This window comes from Rhodoferax sp. (assembly GCF_028714215.1).
Taxonomy (GTDB): domain Bacteria; phylum Pseudomonadota; class Gammaproteobacteria; order Burkholderiales; family Burkholderiaceae_C; genus Rhodoferax.
Genome location: NZ_JAQTMS010000042.1, coordinates 25,643 through 45,149, shown reverse-complemented (window position 1 = coordinate 45,149; position 19,507 = coordinate 25,643). Strand labels below are relative to the sequence as shown.

17 protein-coding genes are annotated in these 19,507 nt (G+C 58.8%); 12 read left to right on the top strand and 5 right to left on the bottom strand.

Translation table 11 applies throughout. From position 1 onward, the window contains the following. Positions 1-741 precede the first annotated feature (741 nt). Entirely contained in the window at positions 742-1,782 is a 1,041-nt protein-coding gene (locus tag PHS32_RS17450) for a P63C domain-containing protein (RefSeq protein WP_301080348.1), read from the top strand. A gap of 112 nt (positions 1,783-1,894) precedes the next feature. Here the strand turns inward: PHS32_RS17450 and PHS32_RS17445 are convergent, their stop codons facing one another. From PHS32_RS17445 to PHS32_RS17435, 4 genes are all read right to left on the bottom strand, one after another. Continuing rightward, positions 1,895-3,319: a UvrD-helicase domain-containing protein gene (locus tag PHS32_RS17445; protein WP_301080347.1), complete on the bottom strand. Its 1,425-nt coding sequence runs from the start codon at positions 3,317-3,319 to the stop codon at positions 1,895-1,897. Further along, positions 3,309-5,078, bottom strand: a complete 1,770-nt coding sequence (locus PHS32_RS17440; protein WP_301080346.1) for an AAA family ATPase — start codon at positions 5,076-5,078, stop codon at positions 3,309-3,311. The genes PHS32_RS17445 and PHS32_RS17440 overlap by 11 nt, the downstream gene beginning before the upstream one ends. 145 nt (positions 5,079-5,223) lie before the next feature. Beyond that, positions 5,224-5,700: a nucleotidyl transferase AbiEii/AbiGii toxin family protein gene (locus PHS32_RS24270; RefSeq protein WP_366143492.1), complete on the bottom strand. Its 477-nt coding sequence runs from the start codon at positions 5,698-5,700 to the stop codon at positions 5,224-5,226. 434 nt (positions 5,701-6,134) lie between these two features. Next, positions 6,135-7,895, bottom strand: a complete 1,761-nt coding sequence (locus tag PHS32_RS17435; protein ID WP_301080345.1) for a hypothetical protein — start codon at positions 7,893-7,895, stop codon at positions 6,135-6,137. Positions 7,896-8,252: 357 nt separating this feature from the next. Between PHS32_RS17435 and PHS32_RS17430 the strand changes: the two genes are divergently transcribed. Together PHS32_RS17430 and PHS32_RS17425 are read left to right on the top strand one after the other, a co-directional pair. Beyond that, positions 8,253-8,762 (top strand): hypothetical protein, encoded by a 510-nt coding sequence (locus PHS32_RS17430; RefSeq protein ID WP_301080344.1) that lies wholly within the window; start codon positions 8,253-8,255, stop codon positions 8,760-8,762. Positions 8,763-9,217: 455 nt separating this feature from the next. Further along, entirely contained in the window at positions 9,218-10,324 is a 1,107-nt protein-coding gene (locus PHS32_RS17425) for a beta family protein (protein WP_301080343.1), read from the top strand. Here PHS32_RS17425 and PHS32_RS17420 read toward each other — a convergent pair. Beyond that, positions 10,245-10,865, bottom strand: a complete 621-nt coding sequence (locus PHS32_RS17420; protein WP_301080342.1) for a sce7726 family protein — start codon at positions 10,863-10,865, stop codon at positions 10,245-10,247. The genes PHS32_RS17425 and PHS32_RS17420 overlap by 80 nt on opposite strands. Positions 10,866-11,273: 408 nt before the next feature. Here PHS32_RS17420 and PHS32_RS17415 point away from each other — a divergent pair, with 408 nt between their 5' ends. The 9 genes from PHS32_RS17415 to PHS32_RS17375 all read left to right on the top strand — a co-directional run bounded on the left by PHS32_RS17415 (position 11,274) and on the right by PHS32_RS17375 (position 19,491). Further along, positions 11,274-12,299 (top strand): hypothetical protein, encoded by a 1,026-nt coding sequence (locus PHS32_RS17415; protein WP_301080341.1) that lies wholly within the window; start codon positions 11,274-11,276, stop codon positions 12,297-12,299. Further along, on the top strand, positions 12,296-12,934 hold the full coding sequence (locus PHS32_RS17410; protein WP_301080340.1) for a hypothetical protein: 639 nt from the start codon (positions 12,296-12,298) through the stop codon (positions 12,932-12,934). The genes PHS32_RS17415 and PHS32_RS17410 overlap by 4 nt, the downstream gene beginning before the upstream one ends. 512 nt (positions 12,935-13,446) lie before the next feature. Then, positions 13,447-13,620 carry a hypothetical protein gene (locus tag PHS32_RS17405; protein WP_301080338.1) on the top strand — a complete coding sequence of 58 codons (174 nt, stop codon included), beginning with the start codon at positions 13,447-13,449 and terminating at the stop codon, positions 13,618-13,620. A gap of 1 nt (position 13,621) precedes the next feature. After that, on the top strand, positions 13,622-14,056 hold the full coding sequence (locus PHS32_RS17400; RefSeq protein ID WP_301080336.1) for a hypothetical protein: 435 nt from the start codon (positions 13,622-13,624) through the stop codon (positions 14,054-14,056). Continuing rightward, positions 14,053-14,535: a hypothetical protein gene (locus tag PHS32_RS17395; RefSeq protein ID WP_301080335.1), complete on the top strand. Its 483-nt coding sequence runs from the start codon at positions 14,053-14,055 to the stop codon at positions 14,533-14,535. The genes PHS32_RS17400 and PHS32_RS17395 overlap by 4 nt, the downstream gene beginning before the upstream one ends. Before the next feature lie 416 nt (positions 14,536-14,951). Next, positions 14,952-15,452 carry a hemerythrin domain-containing protein gene (locus tag PHS32_RS17390; RefSeq protein WP_301080334.1) on the top strand — a complete coding sequence of 167 codons (501 nt, stop codon included), beginning with the start codon at positions 14,952-14,954 and terminating at the stop codon, positions 15,450-15,452. A gap of 37 nt (positions 15,453-15,489) precedes the next feature. Then, positions 15,490-16,338, top strand: coding sequence for a PA4780 family RIO1-like protein kinase (locus tag PHS32_RS17385; protein ID WP_301080333.1), 849 nt, complete (start codon positions 15,490-15,492; stop codon positions 16,336-16,338). Positions 16,339-16,665: 327 nt separating this feature from the next. Then, positions 16,666-17,805 (top strand): ABC transporter substrate-binding protein, encoded by a 1,140-nt coding sequence (locus PHS32_RS17380; RefSeq protein WP_301080332.1) that lies wholly within the window; start codon positions 16,666-16,668, stop codon positions 17,803-17,805. A gap of 177 nt (positions 17,806-17,982) precedes the next feature. Continuing rightward, positions 17,983-19,491, top strand: coding sequence for a long-chain fatty acid--CoA ligase (locus PHS32_RS17375; RefSeq protein ID WP_301080331.1), 1,509 nt, complete (start codon positions 17,983-17,985; stop codon positions 19,489-19,491). Positions 19,492-19,507: the final 16 nt, after the last annotated feature.

The window sequence follows — 19,507 nt, the reverse complement described above, 5'->3', positions numbered from 1 at the left end:
GGCTGTGGAGATAAACGGCCACCGAAACGGTGGCACCAAGGGTTGGGGCCGCGTTAGCGACCCCGTTTTGCCGCTTTGAGCGGCTCACAATTTGAAAGCCCCCGGCTTTGCCGGGGGATGGTTACTACGCGCTTCCATCAGTCCTCTCGTGAACATAGGTATGACCTCCGCTTAACCAATTTGTAGTACGCCCAATGTAGTACTGAAAGGTCTGAAATGGGCCCGTTTCCGAATTTGCATCAGCGCAGCTGTACGACCGGTTCCAGCCTATACCGGGCAGCCACACGCCGACCAAAGGGGCGAGTTTGCGTGAACGATAGACGAATTGCGAGACTAAGTTTCGCGACAGGCCAGAAACGACCGTTTTTGAGACACGGCATAACCCGCTTAAGGGCCCAGTCACGAACCGGTAGCCTTTGTATTTAGACATCAATTTACTGTCAACACGATAAGCCAACCACCCTAGGCGATACACCGCGGGCGACAAGAAGGCTTTGGGCATCGTCCTTACGCCGCGTCACGTAGCGGAGTTGTTTTCTTTGATTGCCAACGTGGGCCCGAAGTCGAAGGTATTGGATACCAGTTCGCCAGGCGCAAACAAGCAAAAGCTAACGATTGGCAATCCTGACGTGACATTGCTTCGCAGTTGTGACTCGTAACTCAACAAATGCAAGCAGTATGCTTGCATTTTGCTTTTATATGCTAATATGCAAGCTCATTAACTTCATGAGCTTGCATTCCATGGATGAAACAAACAGTCGTGCCGCAGGGGGGTTGGCAAGAGCGGAAAGCCTGACAACCGAGCAACGCAAAGAAATAGCGGTGAAGGCAGGGAAGGCCAGATGGGCTGCCGTCAAGAAGGCTCAAACGCTCCCGGCGGTGCTCTACAAGGGCGTCGACCTGAACTTGGCGGGCATCTCCATTCCTTGCGCTGTCGTCACCGCAGACGACGGGTCCGAGCCAATGCGCGTACTCACGGAGCATGGCATCACTACGGCGTTGCTGGGCAGCCGAAGTGGTGCGTCCAAGCGAATTAAGAAGAAATCTGAAGAAGAAGGAATTCCTTTGCCTCTGTTCGTAGCGCCCGGACAGTTGAGCGCCTTTATTGATGATGACATGCGCAATGGCCCCCTGCGGGTTATTGAATACATGGACGGCGGCAGACTTGTACGGGGATACGACGCCCAGGCGCTGCCCACCATCTGTGAGATTTGGCTCAAGGCTCGTGAGGCCGGCGCCCTGCAAGCCCAGCAACTGGATAAGGCGCAGAAAGCCGAATTGCTGACAAGGGCTTTGGCCCATGTTGGTATCGTGGCGCTGATTGACGAGGCCACAGGTTATCAAAAGCACCGCGCCAGTGATGCTTTGGCAAAAATCCTGGAACAGTTCATTGCCAAGGAACTGCAGCCCTATGTCAAGACGTTCCCCACTGATTTCTATGAGCACTTGTTCAGGCTTCGCGGCCTGCCTTTCCCGCCTGAAAAACCGCAACTCAGGCCCCAGTACTTTGGAATTTTGACCAACGATATCGTCTATGAGAGGCTTGCGCCTGGGTTGCTGGAAGAGATGAAACGGCAAGCAGCCAAGGACGAAAAGAAGGCGCACCTGCACCGTCGGCTGACTCAGGAAGTCGGCCACCCAAAGTTAAAGGACCACCTGACCTCTGTTGTGACGGTGATGAAGCTGTCTGACACGTACCCCGAGTTCATCAACAAAATGAACCGGGTTCATCCCCGGTTTGGACAGACCTACTCCCTTGGCTTGGAAGACCAGGACCGATAACTGACGTATCAAAATCCACATCGGCCAGCGCTAATGGTGCGGCCTTCGCTCAACCGGGCGTTCTCGCCGGTCAAGCACGTGCTGCTGGCAACTTACCTTGAGGCCACCAGGCCTATGCCTTCTTCGCTTTTAGGGGAATCAGCTCCGACTTCGGCGAGCACACCAGCACCTTCCTTGCGCCGCGTGTAAGCGCGACATACAGGTGTGTTGCGGTCATCTTTTCCGGGTGCATAACCACCGCGACATCTGCCTCCAGTCCCTTGAGGAGCAACGTGCTCCCCACCGCGCGCTTTGGAAGCACTCGCACCTTATGGCGTTGGAGTTCTCGTACGAATATTGCGGCTTCGGCAAATGACTTTCCCGATTCAGCCACGTTAGACAGTGCATCGAGGGCACCGTAGTAGATGGCCGGACGGTAAGCACGGGCGCCGGGGTTCTTGCCGAGTGCTCGTAGCAGCCTGTGGGCAGCGTCAAGGGTTGGCTGCGCGACGTAGGCTTGAGCCGCTCGCTCAGCGACGGTCGCTTCCTTTTTCGCGCGCGTGCCGCTGAGTGCTTTCAGTCTCGCGCGCATTCCATCGGGGTCAACCTTCGTCATGACGGCTGCTCCGAATTCAAGCAACTGGTCCAGACAACCGGCAGACCCGGGCTTGTAGCTCGTCGCGAATCCAGTCAGGTCTTTCAGGTCGACTGCCTCTACGGTGGCAGCACCAGGTGTCCGCTTCGCGAAGTTCTGTTGGCCCGCCTTATCGCTGCCTTCCGCGATGATAAGCAACGAGCCGTCACCATCGGGGTGCTTGTACGCCGCCGCTGCCATCCTTCCCTGCACATCTTTCTCGCCCTTCACCTGGACCCAATTAACGCCCGGATGGCCTTTGAGCAAGTCAACGGCGCTACCGGCCTTCAAGTCCTTGCGAATTTCGATGAGCCACTCACCGAGCGGCTGAGCACCTGTTTTTATCCAGCGCCATGGCTTGTCGAGCTGCCCGACGCCCGGAAATGCGGACTCCACGTCATTCCAGTCCACCAAGACATTGCCCTTAAACCCGAAGATAGCTTGCAAGGGGTCCCCGAGGACCACGGTCGGCAGGGTCTTGCTGATGCCCAGGACCACGGCGTGCTGCACGGTGCTGCAGTCCTGGTACTCATCCACGAAGAGCCTGGAGTACGTTGCTGCTAGAAGAGGGTCGATGTTTCCGCTGGCAAGTAAGTGCGCGGCGCCCCGTCGAATCGCTGGATAGTCCAGCGACCAGCCCCCTGTTTGCAACTGGTACCCGCTCCCGGCAGGAAAAGCGACAACCATCCGCATGGCCCAGCCATCGATGGTGAAGATGCGATATTTGGCAGGCGGTATCCCGTGTTTCACAAGCCGTTGCTGCAGCGCGTTGGCGCCTGCGTTGGTATGCGTTAGGACCAGAACTGGCTTGTCTGCCGACTGGCATCTGCGCAGCGTAGATGCGATGAGCTCCGTCTTACCGCATCCTGCGGGAGCTTCGACGCTTCCGAGCCGCACTTCAAGCAGGTCAAGTTCAGTGGCCAACTTTCGTCCACCTGAAGATGTCGAATACAACCTGCGTCAGAGGCGTCTTATCCGGGGACATGGCCGGCCCCACAAGTTCGCGACCGACCCGCTCCATCCGGTCGATGCTTTTAAACCAGCCGGACTTCTTCTCGGCCTCGCCGCTCTTGCTCTTCTTCTTCGTTCTTGAGGCCAGACCTAGCTTTTTGCGTTCGGTATTCGTGTACCCGGCAAGTTCCGCGCCCTCGAGAATGCTTGAGACGCTGACCTCCGACCCGAACTGCTCTTTAACCTTCTCATCCACCGAGCCGCGGCCCACGTTCTCCAACGCGAACTCGAGCAGCTTGTCGACGCTTTCATCAGGCAGATGGACGAACAGCGCGTCCTCCAAAGCAAACCCGTCTTCCCAAGTGAATAGGCGCCCACCCGCTTCGGTGAGTCGGTCACACACTTTCGAATCGACCTCCACATCGTTGTCGATAAAAGCGGCCACCTCGTAGCCCAGCTTGGCAAACAGCACGGCTTTCTCGATGCAACCCTTCGGCGAGCCGCCGCCTGCGTCAAGAAGCGAGACCCCTCGTGCAAGCAGAGAGTCGTGTCCTCTTGCCTCGTTCCAATCGTCCACGCCGCGCAAGAGCCCTTGTTCGCTGGCACCCTCGCACACGATGACCTTCTTGGCCAAAAACGAACTCGGCGACTTCCGAAGCGTGCCCTGAACGTCGTCACCCTTACCGGCCGCATTGACGGCGTGCCCATCCCTGCCCTTGCGGACGATGTGCAGGTGCTCGGCTTTGAGCTGCTGCAACGTTACTGGTGAGTGCGTCGTAATGAACACCTGCGCTGTAGGCTCCTCAAGCTTTGAGCCGAGGGCGTTCAGCAGCCGCGTGAGTCGATGCGGCTCCAGACCGAACTCGACCTCATCGACCAATACGACGGCCGCAGCCTGGGTGGCGTCGCGCTGCAGACCGGCAACCAGAAGCCTGGCCGAGCCTGTCCCCAGGCATCGCAACGGCACGCCATCACTACCGTGCAACGCTACGGCGCCCTCCTTCAGCCAGAACCCCTGTGTGTCCAGTGAGGCCTTGACGGAGCCGCCCGTCGGCACGCCCAAGCTACCTGCAGTCCTTTCCACGATGGCAAGCGCTTCCATGAGTTGGTCGTTCGCGTTCTCGCCAAATGCAAACTTTGCACCGCGCGCGATATCAATCAACACCGAGTCGACGTCGAGTTGTTCCTCAGTTAGTCGCGTGAGCACCGAGCCTTTGCCCCAGGTCAAGTTCTGCGCGACGTTCGATACACCGAGTCGTGACGAAAAAAGCCGCGCGCGCTCTTTCTGAGAAAGTTTCTTCTGCTGGTTCTTGGCCGTGGCACGTATCGAGGTCAATCCCCATACTGGGTCGCGATAGGAATCGACCGATACATTCAAGGTGATAACGGTCTCCAGACCCTTCTGCGGCTCATCCTTTAGAGCACCTGTCTTCGAATCGAAAGCACGCAGATAAAGCGCATACTCGTCGAGGTCGAGTAGAGAATCATCGAGGCCGCCGAGCGTTAGCGATATTGAAATCGGCTCGTCCGTATTCAGTCCATGAAAATCGGAGTCGGAAACTGCGATGGTTCTGCGGGCCGCGCTACCCAAGCAAAGCTCAATTGCATCGAGAATACTGGACTTCCCGCTGTCCCCCGGTCCAATAAGACAGTTTAGGCCTGAGTTTGGACGCCAAACAAGCTTCTTGATAGCACGGTAGTTTTCAATTTCTATAAGCCTGATACTTATCAAGGGTTTTCTCGCTTAAGACCATGTTTTCGTGGATGGTGCGATTTACGAGGTCATCCTGACCTGACGTTCGGCGCCACATGGCAAATGACAGCAACTGGCCGAATATAGCCTGTCGAGTGGTCTCGGTGTCGCAACGCTGGCCTTCTTAAAGGTGAGGCATGAACACGGCGTGGAACTCGTCGTATGCTTTTTTCGGGTCGTATGCGACGCCCACGGGGAGAAAGCCGTCCATGTCACGCAAAAATTTCCGAGACTTCATCCTGCGCGCAAGCTCGACTTCCAGGTGCGCTTTTTTGAATGGACTGCTTTCCTGCTGCAGATAGAACCGAAATGCATTGGCTACCCGAGCAGGGTCAACGTTTGCCGAGGCCCCCGGCTGCTGACTGCACGTCCAGGCGTACCAGAGGTCGAACAGGTCCCGACCTTTGTCTCGCTGTACGAGAGCCCGTAATTTGGTCCCAAGCATTTCGTCCAGGTCATACGACACCACTGGAACCTTGACCGGGCCACTCGGGGAAGGCACATCGATATCGACGGACGTCAGCGGGTAACACGTTCCTTTCTCATTGAGGTTGACTTCAATTTTCAGGCGACATCCAGGGCGCGGAATTGCTCGCCGCATAGCCGACATTTTCGACGTAGAAGCTCAGCGTCGGTCGATAAGTCGATGAAGTGAAGAGCGCTCTTGTTGTATTAGCTGAACTGGCACCGCACGCACTACTTGAACGCCAACTTTGCGCTCACCTAGGTCTAACCAGCCACACCCCTCGAAGCCCCGCCTATCGGGGCTTTTTCAGTTCTCGCCGTGCTTCTTTAGCTGATTTCGTTCGCCTTCTGCTTGGCATTCCATTGTGGACTTGCTCGGTACACCGCGCGCCTGGATGGAGCCGTGGCCAGGTGGGACTCTCACCCACAGGAAAGCGCCGCCTTTCACTGCGCACACCAACAGCGGACATTCGCAATGTGTGGTCGACGGCAGTCATTCAGCGCCGCGCAATGCGCTCGAACTCTCGATGGCACGAGAGGCAACTGCGTGAGACATGCATCCGGGTAGCGCTAGTGGTGGAGGCGGCGACCGAATTTTTCCACGCCCTGCCGGAACGCCTGCAGGTCTTCGAGCAGGAAGTTCGAGAAGCGCTGTGCATTCCGCCGAATCTCTTCATACGGAGAGTTCGTCGCCTGGGTCGACCAATGCGCGAGTCCGTCTAGGTAGGCCTTTTCCATGAACCCCATCGCATCTTCCGTGTTTGGGCGTATAGCGACGAAGGGCAGCCCAACCATCACGTAAGGACGTCGTCCCGAAGCACCATAGATGTCGCGTTGGGTCGACCACAGAGCCCTCGGTAGCTCCTGTCCGAGGTACTTGCCGAACAGCGCCTGACCGACCTCTTGCGCCTCTGCGTCAGTGATGGGGAAGAGGCTACCGACATAGCCGCGCGCGCCCGCGAACGTTGTGCGCTGGCTGAGTTCGTGCCAAGACCAGCACGAGTTGTTAATGATGAGCGGTGCAGCGCCAGGGGCAAATCCGTGCGAGGCAAAGAGCCATACTCCATCGTGAAGTTGGATGGCCATCGAGCCGACGACTCGAGAAATCGGCTCCTGCTTGACGATGTGGTCTGTGCGGTCCATAGGCCCACCGATGGCGCCCCAGCTGGTGAGGGCTGAACCCACCGGCAAGCCTGCTTTACCAACTTTGTCACTCCAGTGGACACCATCCAGCGAGTGAAAGCGGTGGTATTCGGTAACCATGAATTTGTCGTCAAACCGGTCGTACCCGATGCCAAGCGCCCGGTCAACAGTGAGGCTCCGCCGTCGTTGGTCTGCGTCGACGTACTCGTAGGTGATGCGCGTCCCAGGCGCGTCGCCTGCATGACTGGACAGCACAATGATGTCGTGGGGGAGCAGGTCCAGTAGGAACTGGACCCTGGTGCTGGTTGCGGCCGGCCCGCTCACGACCCGGGTCAGCGAACCATTTTTTAGCAACGCCTGGTTGATGGATGGAATCTCGGACCCCTGTACCGTGTGAGGGTCGATGAGCAACGCGGTCTTGGCGCTGTGGGCAGCCGACTGCGACGCCCACAATCCCTCAACAATGGCTCGTCCAAAGTCGGGGTAGCGATATACGTGTGTGGTCGCGACCTCCGGCGTGGCGATGCCCCAAGGAAAACCCGCCGTCACGAAGAGGACTGTCTTGAAACGTGGAAAGTTTAGTGGGCCAAGGTGGACACGCGCTCGCTGGGCCAAGGAGCTAAATCGGCCGGTCAGGTCGCCACCCTCTCCAAGGGCGTAGAGCTCCTCGAGCCAACAATCGCGGTCATCCTCGGACAATTCGGGAAACACCGCGAATGAGGCGTCGCAAGCGAAAGCTAGGTTGCTAGCTAGGACTTCCCCGAGGTCGTCGCCGCACTCGCACGCGACGAGTAGATGGGTTCCCCTCTCTATCAGGACTAACTCGGGCGATGAAGCAAGGTCAAAAAGCAGCTCTTTGCGTTCGAGACGGGCCCTGTAGAGTCCGACGCCAAGGTTGGCGCGCCCCCACCGCAACGTTCCAGACGGTCGCCTCACAACGCCACGCAGGGCTTGTACGTGGTCCTCATACTCGTCCGATACGGAACAGTTCTTCCAGCCTGGCCGCATCGCCGAGGTCGCTTGAGGAATCAGCCCTCCCAGCAACACGTGCCGGGCACCGGCCATGACCATGGCATTTCGACGGCGTAGAGCTTCGTTATTGGCGTCTGGCCGGAACATCCGCGGGCCATCCATCACAGGGAAGTAGCTACCCGGGCGAGTGAACAGGGCCGAAATCTGCGCCGCCAAGAGAACATCGTCTGTGACCAGAACGGAGGGCTCGAAGGACGGTGTGCGAAGCATTCAGAGGGGCGCGAGAGACTAATGCGGTCGATTGTCGCCGTCTTCGCCGCAGCCCGTCGAGTGGGAGAGGGAGGTTCGCAACGTACTTGCACCCGGGTGAACGACCGAAAGACGAATGGGACCGCGTTGGGACCGCTGGCGTCGATAAAGATGTGGCGGGATTCGACCGACCAGTTGCAGTAAGTCATCAACGACCGGTATCGGGAGGTACGAAATTAGTGCGCGAAGTTGTCGGAACGGTCTAGTTCGCCTACAGTCTGTCGATGGGCCTACATATCGGCCTATCTCCCAGGGAGTCGAACCATGTGGGGTGGCGTGTCCGGCCTCATCGCCGAAATCAAATGCTGCGAAAAGGCAGGGGCAACCACGGCCGCAGTTGTCATGGCCTACGTCTGCATCGACACCATGGCTTTCCTAGCTCTGCCGACAGGGCACGACAAACAGGGCCGCACGGAATTCATCGCCTGGGTCGACAAGTACCTAAGAGGGCACCCGGAGCAACCGTATCAATACCGTGGCTTGGATGTGTATGGCGCCCGATGCGCGTTGCTGCACGCGTTCGGGTCAGAGGCGGATTACCACCAAAAGTATCCAGAAGCGAAAAAGTTTGGCTACCACGACGGCGGCAAACATGCATACGACCAGGCTCAGGATGAGCACCTAGTCATCATTGGGACAGTGTCGTTTATCAACGATGTCGTGCGCGCGGTAGGTGCCTTTGCCGAAGACTGCAAGGCAGATGCTGACTTACGAGCTAGGGTCGAGAGCCGCCTTCCTGCCGTTCTGGCCACTTTCCCAGTGAACCTGATGTAGCCTGACGGGCGGTGGGTGGGCTTGTACAGTCGCATGTTCAGGCGCTGTTGCAATAGCCCTGCGCCGCATACCCTCCTCAGGTTTTGTCACTTTCCAACGAATGAGACTGGCGGATTGACTTCTCACGGAACGGATGACAAATCCCGGCCACAAACTGAGGCACGTTCAAATGCCTTAGGGCTGATGCCGCCGAGGTGAGTGTGGCGATGACTCCGATTGCAGAATATTTCAATGTTGTCAAACACATCCGATTAAGCAGCAATTCTTGCGGCGCTGCAAAGCAGTTCCAAACATCCTTATAGGGCAGTTGAGGTAAACCAAAGAAGCAGGGACACGGTGGCGTCGCGCAAATGCTTTACTGATTCATTGAGCGACAGCCCCTTTTCGTGTATTCTGTAAAGGGCGTCTAACAAAATAAGTAAGTGGCCATCTTAGGCTGCTCAGAGGAGGAAAGCGTGGCTCAAGACAATTACCCGCTGTACATGCCGGCCCTGAAATGGAAGCAGGGCGAGCACTTCGCCGTCAAACCACTTACAGCATCTCAGAAGTCCCGAGTTCAACCTGTCGCTGAAGTCCCGGACAGAACGTACGACTGGGGCAAGGAGAAATACACCAAATCATGGGACAAGCACATCGACGACATTGTCACAGCCACAGTGAAAAACTGGGGGACAACCCACGTGCTTGCGGTTGACCAGGTCATTGATGAGAAAGATGCTCTTTCTTCGAATCCGGGGACCCCTTGGGAATACCTGTTTGACAATATGTGGGCGGCAGGAGTCAAGGCGGTCCCGGTCCTCAGCACTCGAGCGAGCGCTTCGGAACAAGCCGCCCTCATCAAAGTGGCTAAAAAAAACAAGCACACCCGATGGCTGCTACGCTTTCGCGTTGAGCAGGATGGAGAGGTACCTGCGACTGCGCACGTCCAGACTTGGTTTGCCAACAAAATGGCCGCGCTTGGTGTCAAGCACGGGCAGGTGGACGCAGTCCTGGACCTCGGGCACATCACCGGCGACCCAAAAGTCATGGCGGCCAGCACCGCTCAGGTTCTGCAAACCATAGCGGCACTGGGTGCATGGCGCCAAGTGGTGCTCCTGTCAGGTGGATTTCCCATCAATCTGGCGGGCGTCCAGAAGGGTAATAAACAACTTTCTCGTGCTGACTGGGACCTATACAAACGAGTCGCCGTGCGTGCAGAGCTCAAGGAAGTGTCTTTAGGCTATGGCGATTTTGGGGTGTCTCACGTCGATGCCTTCGACGGGGACCCGCGCAAGATGGTAATGTCTGCTGCCTTGCGTTACACGCACTGGAAGGATTGGAATGTCTTAAAGGCGAAAAGCGTACGGCACCACGGCTTCGACCAGTACAAGGACCTTTGCCAGATTTTGGTCTTACTACCAATCTACATGCATCGGACCTTCAGCCAAGGAGACGCCAACTATGACAAGGTGGCGAACGACCCGAAAGTGGGGCCCGGCAACGCTACACAATGGCGACGGGATGCGACGAGTCACCACATTCACGTGGTTTTGCACCAGCTCGCCAGTCAACCCGAGTTTTGAGGCAATTGCGGACATAGTCGGCGAGCTCATCGACCGGCAGTGCTGCGGCGAGGGCCGCGAAAAGCGCAATTTTCGGTTTGGACTTCAGGCCCTGGCTTAAACCGAGCTCTGTGAGCTTTGCGAGCAGTTCGTCGCGCCAGAGCAGGCGAGCCAAGTGATTCCCGTCCCGTCGGCCATTCCGCTTAGCTGTCCTGACAGACTTCAGAGTGCTGCCTAAGTCGTTCGCATGGGCAACCAACAGTCCCCACTCGCGCGGCACCAGATGGCGCGCGTCGGCAAGGTGAGCCTTGGTGGTCACTACCCAGCAAAACTCGAACACCTTGTTGTATGCCACCACTTGGTGAGGTAAACGGGTAAGAGTGTCTTTACCTGCCTTGATTTCGAAGCCCTCAAGGTGACCATTGACCAGAGCCAGGTCCGCTCTAACGGCGCCAAAGGCCAATTGGAATTCCTCCACCAGCAAGTCGTTGACCGTCACACGCTCACTGAGATAGGTCCTCAGAAGGGTGCGTAGCTGATGGTCGTGGGCGACGGCGTCCATATAAGGGGGAGGATGATTACGGCTTGGAATGCTATTTCAGTGTACTCACGACAATTGTGGCATGCATGTGCATAGCGTAGTCGGGAAAATCCACGCCTTCCCGCTCGGCCAGGGGCATAGTGAGTCTTACCAGTCCAGAATGATACTTGTTCTGCAGTCTATTGCTCTTCGTGCGCTAAAGAGTCCAATACGCCTCATCAAGGCGCACCTTGTCCCATGCAAATTCGCATGCATGGGTCTCACGACGGGGTAGGTCATCCTGAGACTCAGGAACAGTTGATTCAGGAACTGTTGGATATATGGGACGACGGCCGTGAGCATGGCCATTCTCTTGCTAAACTCAACCAGGCAGTAGCCACGCTCCAAGTGCGCGGAGTCAATCGGCTTGGCCGCACTCGATGAACCCCCATGGCATCCACCAAGAACCCAGCCAAAGCTCTCATGGGCTCCTTCAAGGAGCTCGGATTGACAGCGGCCCAGGTACGGCATTTCGTGCCGGAGTGGTGGGATGACGACGCGGCCGCTGACGAAGGTGGCCTGCTGGAACTGCAGATTGTGTTGGCCCGCCGCCTTAACGTGGCACTCGAGAGCCTGCACGCGACAGCGCCAAAGCCGGAGTTCCGGGCAGCAACTAGGCGGTTCAAGACAATACATCCCGAAGGTTCAACCCAGCTCGCCGCCGCTGCAGGAGTTGGGCATGGCCTCGCACATGTTCTGGCCGGCGCCTGCAAGACTGAGGCTTTGCAAGAGCGCCTATCGCCGACAGACCTTCGTGCCCGCATTCTCGAGACGTACCCGGCGGTGACTTTGGAAGGTCTTTGTCGATGGCTCTGGGAGCACGGCGTACCAGTTGTGCACATCCTCAATTGGCCAAAGCAACTGCGTCGTCCTGATGCGATGTGCTTGCGGGTTGGCGCACGTCCCGTCGTACTGGTCGTACGAAAGGAGATTGCGCCGGCTAGGCTCGCCTACCTCGTAGCCCACGAGACTGGTCACTTCATGTCTGGTCATCTGGCGGCGGACAACAACGCTGTGCTCGTCGACGACACACTCCCTGTGGACGAGCAGGGCTTTGCGAAGGACGAGGACGAAAAGGTCGCTGACACTTACGCGATGGAGCTCCTCGGCGGCGACGCATTGCGGAGCGCCTGCAGAGACGTCGGTAAGCAGTCCGAGGAAGTAAAGCTTGCCGCTGCCGCCCTCAAAGCCAGCAAGGGCACTGGACTGGATGCCGGACAGGTCATTCTTGGTTGGGCACGCCTTACCGAAGATTGGAAGCTTGCCGGAATGGCCATGCGATATCTCATGACCACTCAAGCAGCGCCTATTGTGGTGAACGATGTGGCGAAGAGCTACATCGACCTGAACGCCTTGTCCTCTGACGGCATGGACCACCTCGCCCGGCTGACGAGCATGCGGTTCGACGACGAATGAAGGTCTTCATCGACAATGACATTGCGGTGAAGCTTGCCCAGTGGGGGCTGCTAAAGCGCTTTGCCCAGCACCTCACCAAAGTGGGTGGGGCTGAGCTGTATATGGTCAGCACCCTGAAATACCGATTCAAGCTGGCAGAGCCCGCCAAAGCTGCCGCGTTACTCGGTTCGGCTGCTGCAGTGACACAGCTCACCGACTTCGCGGGGATGTGCACGCCAGCGAAGGGGCACAGCGCGGCGGTGGCGGCTGCCCTGACAGACATGCCGTCCGTTGACGCTGGCGAGGCGACGCTATTTGCGGCCGCTGCGCACTTCGATGCCGCGCTCATTGACACCGGGGACAAGAAGGCCCTGCGCGCCGTTGGGAGCCTCGGTGGCACGCACCTGGTAACCAAGGCCTTGGCCGGAAAGATTGCGTGCCTGGAACAGACCATGCATTACTTAGCGGGGCGCTGGACCTTCTCGGAGGTCAGTAAGGCGGTGCATTCCGTGCCTGACGCCGACAAGTCCACCTACAACTGCTTTAACGGGCTGATACAGACAGCAGCACTCGCAGCCTTGCAGGAAAGGGTCGACGAACTGCGGCCTCACTGCGCGGGCACGCTTTCTATGACTCCGTTTGGTTGGATTGCATAGAACACGTGGTCGGAGTTAGCGAGGTCCGGGGCGCCCCTACAGGATGCTGACCTTCATAATAGATGGCCGTTATGGAGCGCGTCGTGCAACGGCAAGGCAGTGGCGTGCTGACCTTCGCCTTCAGCCGGCGGATTCACGCGGTCGGCCAGGAGCTGTCGCTTGGTCACCATGTCGAACGTTGAGCATTGAGCATCCCAAGCGCTCATCCCAATGGGTTCCAGCAAGATTTTGTCATCAAGACAATGAGCGCACTTGCCGACAAATCAAACGCGAAGCGCACAGTGCACGGCAGCCCTGACGCCTTTACCGCTGCGTTGGCTGGAAGCTCAAAAGCCGGGCCAGCGTTGACAACAAGTATTGAGGCTATTAAAATAGCTTTATATGTTCTACAAATCCATATTTATAGTTTGGTCGTCGATTTTTGTTTTTTCGTGTATTTAGTGCCTTCGGTACCTATACGTTATGTCCTGCTCTAGATGTCGGAGTGGACACAACCACAAACGGAGCCCAACATGTACCCTGTCATCACCCTTTACGTAATTGCATGGCGTCTCAAAGATGGCGCAAAAATGACGGTCAAGGCTTTCGAGCACAAGCAAGGAGCCGAGGACTGGTGCGCAAAGCATGCAGTACCGCACATCGCAATTCGTCAGGTCGATGTGCCAGACCAGCAAGTGGGAGTCTGACATGGCACACCCATCGGCGCACGGCGTCAAACCATTCGTGCGCCAATGGCACGACACTGACAACGGGTACGTCGTGAGTTACAGCCCGCGCCTGGCGCGAGTGCGCAACGGCTGGTGCAGCTACCCATTGACAGAGCTCGAAGTGCTGGACCTCGGCAACGCATACGACGCGCAGAGCCTACGCCGTGCGCTTGAGGTCTACCACACCGCAGCGCAGCGGTGCTGCAAAAGCATGAGAGACCTGCAATCGCCCAAGTTCACACGGGCATTTACCCGCGAAGAGGCAGAGCGATGCCTGCGGCGAACCTTTGCAGAGAAGCCAGCCGAGCGGCCGTCCACCACCCATACAAGTGGCTATATGAGCCAGCTCGGGCAGGCTGCGCTCATCGCGCCGGAAGTCGCCGCAGAACTCTGGCCAATGGGGAGCCAAGCGTGAGCCGCAAAATCGAAGACTTCCTGCTGCTGTGCAAGCACACCGGCACGACGATGCAAGACCAACTTGATTTCAAGCGCGATGCGCTGCAAGTGATGCGTGGGCTGTCAGAGCAAGCCACGGCAGATACCGCATACCACGCTCGCTGCGCGGCGCAGACTCTTGTGATACTCGAAGAGATAGCGATGATTGAGAGCTACATCGCAGACCAGCAGCGCATCGCTGATGCTGCCGAAATGCTGGTGCCAACGGCGCCGGCCGAAGCCCCGGCACTCCCTGTAGCAGACATTGACCCGTACACCCTGCGCAGCGACATCAAAGCACTGTGCAAGCGCGGGGTCGTCGTCGGCGTGCATCCGGTGCGCGAGAAGGGCTGCACACATGGCATCGTCTACGCTTGCTGCCCGATGGCCGGCAGCTGCGCCAGCACTATGCACGCACACAGCGGGGCTGGAAGCCAGGCACAGATGGAGACCCGATGAGCTTTTACGGGGGTCCAAAGTGCGATGCGCTAGCCAGGGTCGCTGATGCTGCTAAGACTGCCCTGATGTAGCTCTTTGACAGCCCGGCTGGACGGGACAGGCAAAAGCTTTTATTATGAGCATGGCGCCCGCCACAAAGCAAATTTGAGTTACACCGCGGTCTGTTTTCAGTCATTAGCACTGCGAAAATTCTGCAAAAACATCACATTGTCTGAATATAAAACCCCTGCGAGCCTTGATTTCATTGGGTTTTCTATCTATACGTGGTAGGACACGCTGTAACTAGGGGTTTGCCCGCATCCACGTTCCAAGCCCGACAGGCTGCTGGGGTTTGAAGCGCGGCGCGCGCTGGGCTACCATGCGGTATCTGCTGAGCTTGCCGTTTTTATTGTTTTTCAGCTTTACCCGGAGATGCCATGAGCGCTGCCCCACTTGCCACCCCCACCGGTTTTGAAGTGCTGGATGCATGCCATCAGCAAATCCTTCAGCACTTGACGCTGTTGACCGAGTTGGTGCAACGCATCGAGGCCGAGGGTGTCGACAGCCAGGCGCAACAGGTGGCTGCCGCCGTCGAGGCTTTCTTCTCTGGTACTTCGCGCCAGCATCACCAGGAGGAAGAAAAAAACGTGTTCCCGCTGCTGCTCTCGAGCGGTAATGCCGAGCTGGTGGCGCTGGTGCGTGTGATGCAGCAGGATCATGGCTGGATCGAGGAAAACTGGCTGGAGCTGGCGCCGCAACTGCGCGCCATGGCCTCCGGCAACGCCTGGGTCGATGGGGCGGAGTTCCAGCACAACGCGGACGTGTTCCTGACCCTGTGCCGCAGCCACATCGAGCTGGAAGAAAAAATGATCTACCCGGAAGCCAAGGCGTCCCGGGCGCGCAGCGTGGCCAGTCGGCTGGCGCGCGTGCCGCTTTGAGGCACCGTCCAGGGCGCGGCAGCGCCGATGGCCGCCCATGAAGCCACCCAGGAGACTGCAAGCGCTGGTGGAGGAGGGCCTGATCGACAGCGTTGTGCGCCAGTTGATGAGTGGCAAGGAGGCGATGGTCTACGTGGTGCGTTGCGGCACCGATACTCGCTGCGCCAAGGTCTATAAGGAGGCAACCCAGCGCAGCTTCCGCCAGGCGGTGGACTACACCGAAAACCGCAAGGTCAAGAATACGCGCCAGGCCCGTGCCATGGCCAAGGGCACGCGCTTTGGCCGGCAGGCGCAAGAGGCGGCCTGGCAAAGCGCCGAGGTCGACGCGCTGTACCGCCTGGCCGACGCCGGAGTGCGGGTGCCCAAGCCGTACAACTTCTTTGACGGCGTGCTGCTGATGGAACTAGTGACCGACGAGCAGGGCGACGCGGCGCCGCGGCTGAACGATGTGCTGCTCACGCCCGAGCAGGCGCGCAGCCACTACGCCATGCTGCTGCGCCAAGTGGTGCGCATGCTGTGCGCCGGCGTCGTGCACGGCGACTTGTCGGAGTTCAACATCCTGCTGGCGGCGGACGGCCCGGTGATCATCGACCTGCCGCAGGCGGTGGACGCGGCCGGCAACAACCACGCCCAGCGCATGCTGCTGCGCGACGTGGCGAACCTGCGCGCCTTCTTCGGCCGCTTTGCGCCGGAGTTGTTGAACACAAATTTTGGCCCCGAGATCTGGGACCTGTACCAGCGCGGCGTGCTACAGCCCGAGCTGCCTCTCACCGGCCACTTCGAGCGCAAGAACGCGGCGGTGGATGTGGGTGGCGTGCTGCGCGAGATTGACGACGCACGGGCCGAGAACGCGGCGCGTCATCTGCGTTCGCCGACGGCTGGGTGACTGCGAGGGTGGGGACTTGGCGGACCACACTGCCTTCCATTTCAACCCTGCCCAGACGTTTTGAGCAAGGGTAAACACCTAATATTTCCCTTCAAATTCGCCTTTATTTAATTATTGGTTATAACCATAATTCAACAAAATACAAATTGCTCGCAAGTTTGTGACGAGGAAGACAAATCGTGAATATCGCTGACGATCTTGAGCCCACTGCGGCATTGACGTCCGGTCGAATCGCCTGACACCGAAGCCGCCGCGGCAACCATGTTTTCATCGCTTCCGAGGGGCGCACCCCAACGAGCGAACACCGTATCTACAACAGGAGACGATATGAAAGTAAAGAAGTTCGCGCTGGCGCAAGCCCTTGCATTGGTTGTGGTGACCGGTTCGGCCTGGGCCGACGTGACCATTGGCGTTATTGTTTCGGCGACCGGTCCGGCGGCCTCGCTGGGCATTCCCGAAAAGCAGACCTTCGCCCTGCTGCCGCAAACCGTCGGTGGGCAAAAGGTCAAGTACATCGTGCTGGACGACGCCACCGACCCCAGCATGGCGGTGAAGAATGCCCGCAAGTTGACGACCGAGGACAAGGTCGATGCGATCATCGGCGCTTCGGCGACGCCGACCTCGATGGGCATTCTTGAAGTGGCGTTTGAAGCCAAGACGCCGCAGATTGCCATGGCGCCCTTGCCACCGGCCGGGGAGAAAGCGCCCTGGGTCTTCACGACGCCGCAGAGTTTCCCGCTGATGGCCGTGGCGATGGTGCAGCACATGGCGGCCAACAACGTCAAGACCCTGGGTTTCATCGGCTACGCCGATGCCTACGGTGAACTCTGGCTGAAGGCGATCCAGGACGCGGCGGCAGCCAAGGGCATCACGGTCAGTCCGGTGGAGCGCTACCAGCGCAACGACACCAGCGTGGCCGGGCAGGCGCTCAAACTGTTCGCGGCCAAGCCGGACGCGATCCTGATCGCCGCTTCGGGCACACCGGCGGTGCTGCCGCAATCGACCTTGATCGAGCGCGGCTACAAGGGCAAGTTCTATCAGACGCACGGCATTGCCAACCGTGATTTCCTGCGCGTCGGCGGCAAGAATGTAGAGGGCACGCTGTTCCCGGTCGGTCCGATGCTGCTGGCCGAGCAACTCCCTGACAGCCACCCGTCCAAGAAGGCCTCGCTCGAGTACATCAAGGTCTACGAGGGCGCGCATGGCGTCAACAGCCGTTCCACCTTTGGCGGTCATGGCTGGGATGCCTATCTGCTGCTCAATCGCGCCGTGCCCGAAGCGCTGAAGAAGGCCAAGCCCGGCACGGTCGAATTCCGCATTGCCCTGCGCGATGCCCTGGAGAATGTGAAGGAACTGCCGGGGGTGCACGGCGTCTTCAACATGTCGGCCAAGGACCACAACGGCTTCGATGGCCGTGCCGCCATCATGGCCACGGTCGAAAACGGCGACTGGAAAATTCTGAAGTAAACCCGCCCTTGCATCGCTCGACTTGGCCCGACCAGCGGCCAAGGCCGGGCGGCGCCCTCGCAGCGCTCCAGCCAAGGGTAAACATTTATCTACTGGCCCCTTTACTTCGTTATGAAATATAACCATAATTCGACAAAATGCAGATTGTTCGCAAGGACGTGACGAGGAAGACGAATCATGAATATCGCTGACTATCTTGAGCAACATGCGGCGCAGACGCCGGAGCGGATCGCCATCCGCTTCGAGGGTCGCTCCATCACTTACGGGCAACTCAACCGCGATGCCAACCGGCTGGCGGCCAGCCTGCGCGCGGCCGGCGTCGCGGTGGCCGACCGGGTCGCCCTGTACCTGCCCAACGTGCCGGAATTCGCCGTGGCCTATTACGCGGCGCAGAAGCTGGGTGCCATTCCGGTGACCATCAACGCCATCCTGAAGACCGAGGAAGTGCGCTACCTGCTGGACGATTCGGGTGCCGCCGTGGTGATCACCATGGACGAGCTCAAACGCTACGTTCCGGACGACTGCGCTGCTTTGCGTCTGCGCGTGGTGGTGGACCCGAAAGCAGAGTTGACGGGATGGGTCGCCCTGGCGCAGCTGCTGCAACGCGGCGCCGACACGTTCGCGTCGGTGCAGCGCTCCGGCGACGATGTGGCGGCACTGCTCTACTCGTCGGGGACCACCGGTTTTCCGAAGGGCGTGGCGCTGACCCAGCACAACATCCATAGCAATATCGCGCTGCCGCCGCAAGCCAGGTATTCCGACTACCGGCCGGGCGACCGGCTGGCGGCCTTCCTGCCGCTGTTCCATGTCTACGGCCAGAACTACATCATGAACGCGGCGATCCTGGCCGGCGCGACCATTGTGCTGTTCCCCCGCTTCGTGCCGGACGTCGTCTTGCGTGCCATCGGCGAAGAACGCATCACCCACTTCTTCGCCGTGCCGACCATCTTCATCAATTTGCTGGCGATGGACTTGTCGGGCTACGACCTGAGCAGCTTGCGCTATGAGATGTCCGCCGCCGCCACCATGCCGGAGGAAATTTCGCGGCGCTGGACCGAGCGCTTCGGGCGCCGCGTCTACGAGGGCTACGGCCTGACCGAGTGTTCGCCGTTCTCCTGCTACAACGACGTCAAGGAACATCGATTCGGCTCCGTCGGGCGCGCCATCGAAGGCTTTGAATTGAAGATCTTCGACGAATCGGATCACGAAGTGGCGGCCGGTGTGCAGGGTGAAATCGTGATTCGCGGCGACGGTGTCATGCAAGGCTACTGGAGGCGCCCGGAAGAAACCGCAACGGCGCTGCGCGGCGGCTGGCTGCACACCGGCGATGTCGGACGCATGGACCAGGACGGCTACGTCTACATCACCGACCGCGTCAAGGACATGATCAACGTGTCGGGCTTCAAGGTCTGGCCGGCGGAAGTCGAGCAGTACCTGTACAAGGTGCCCGGCATACAGGAGGTCGCCGTCTACGGCATCCCCGCCGCGGCGCAGGGTGAAAAAGTCGCCGTCGCCGTGGTGCTCAAACCTGGCGCGACACTGAGCGCCGACGGCATCATTGCCTACTGCCGGGAACACATCGCCGCCTACAAAGTCCCGGCCCGAGTCGATATCGTCAGTGAACTGCCCAAGAGCGCCAGCGGCAAGATTCTCAAACGCGTGCTGCGCCAGCAATCAGCCACCTAGCCGGATATCCAATTCT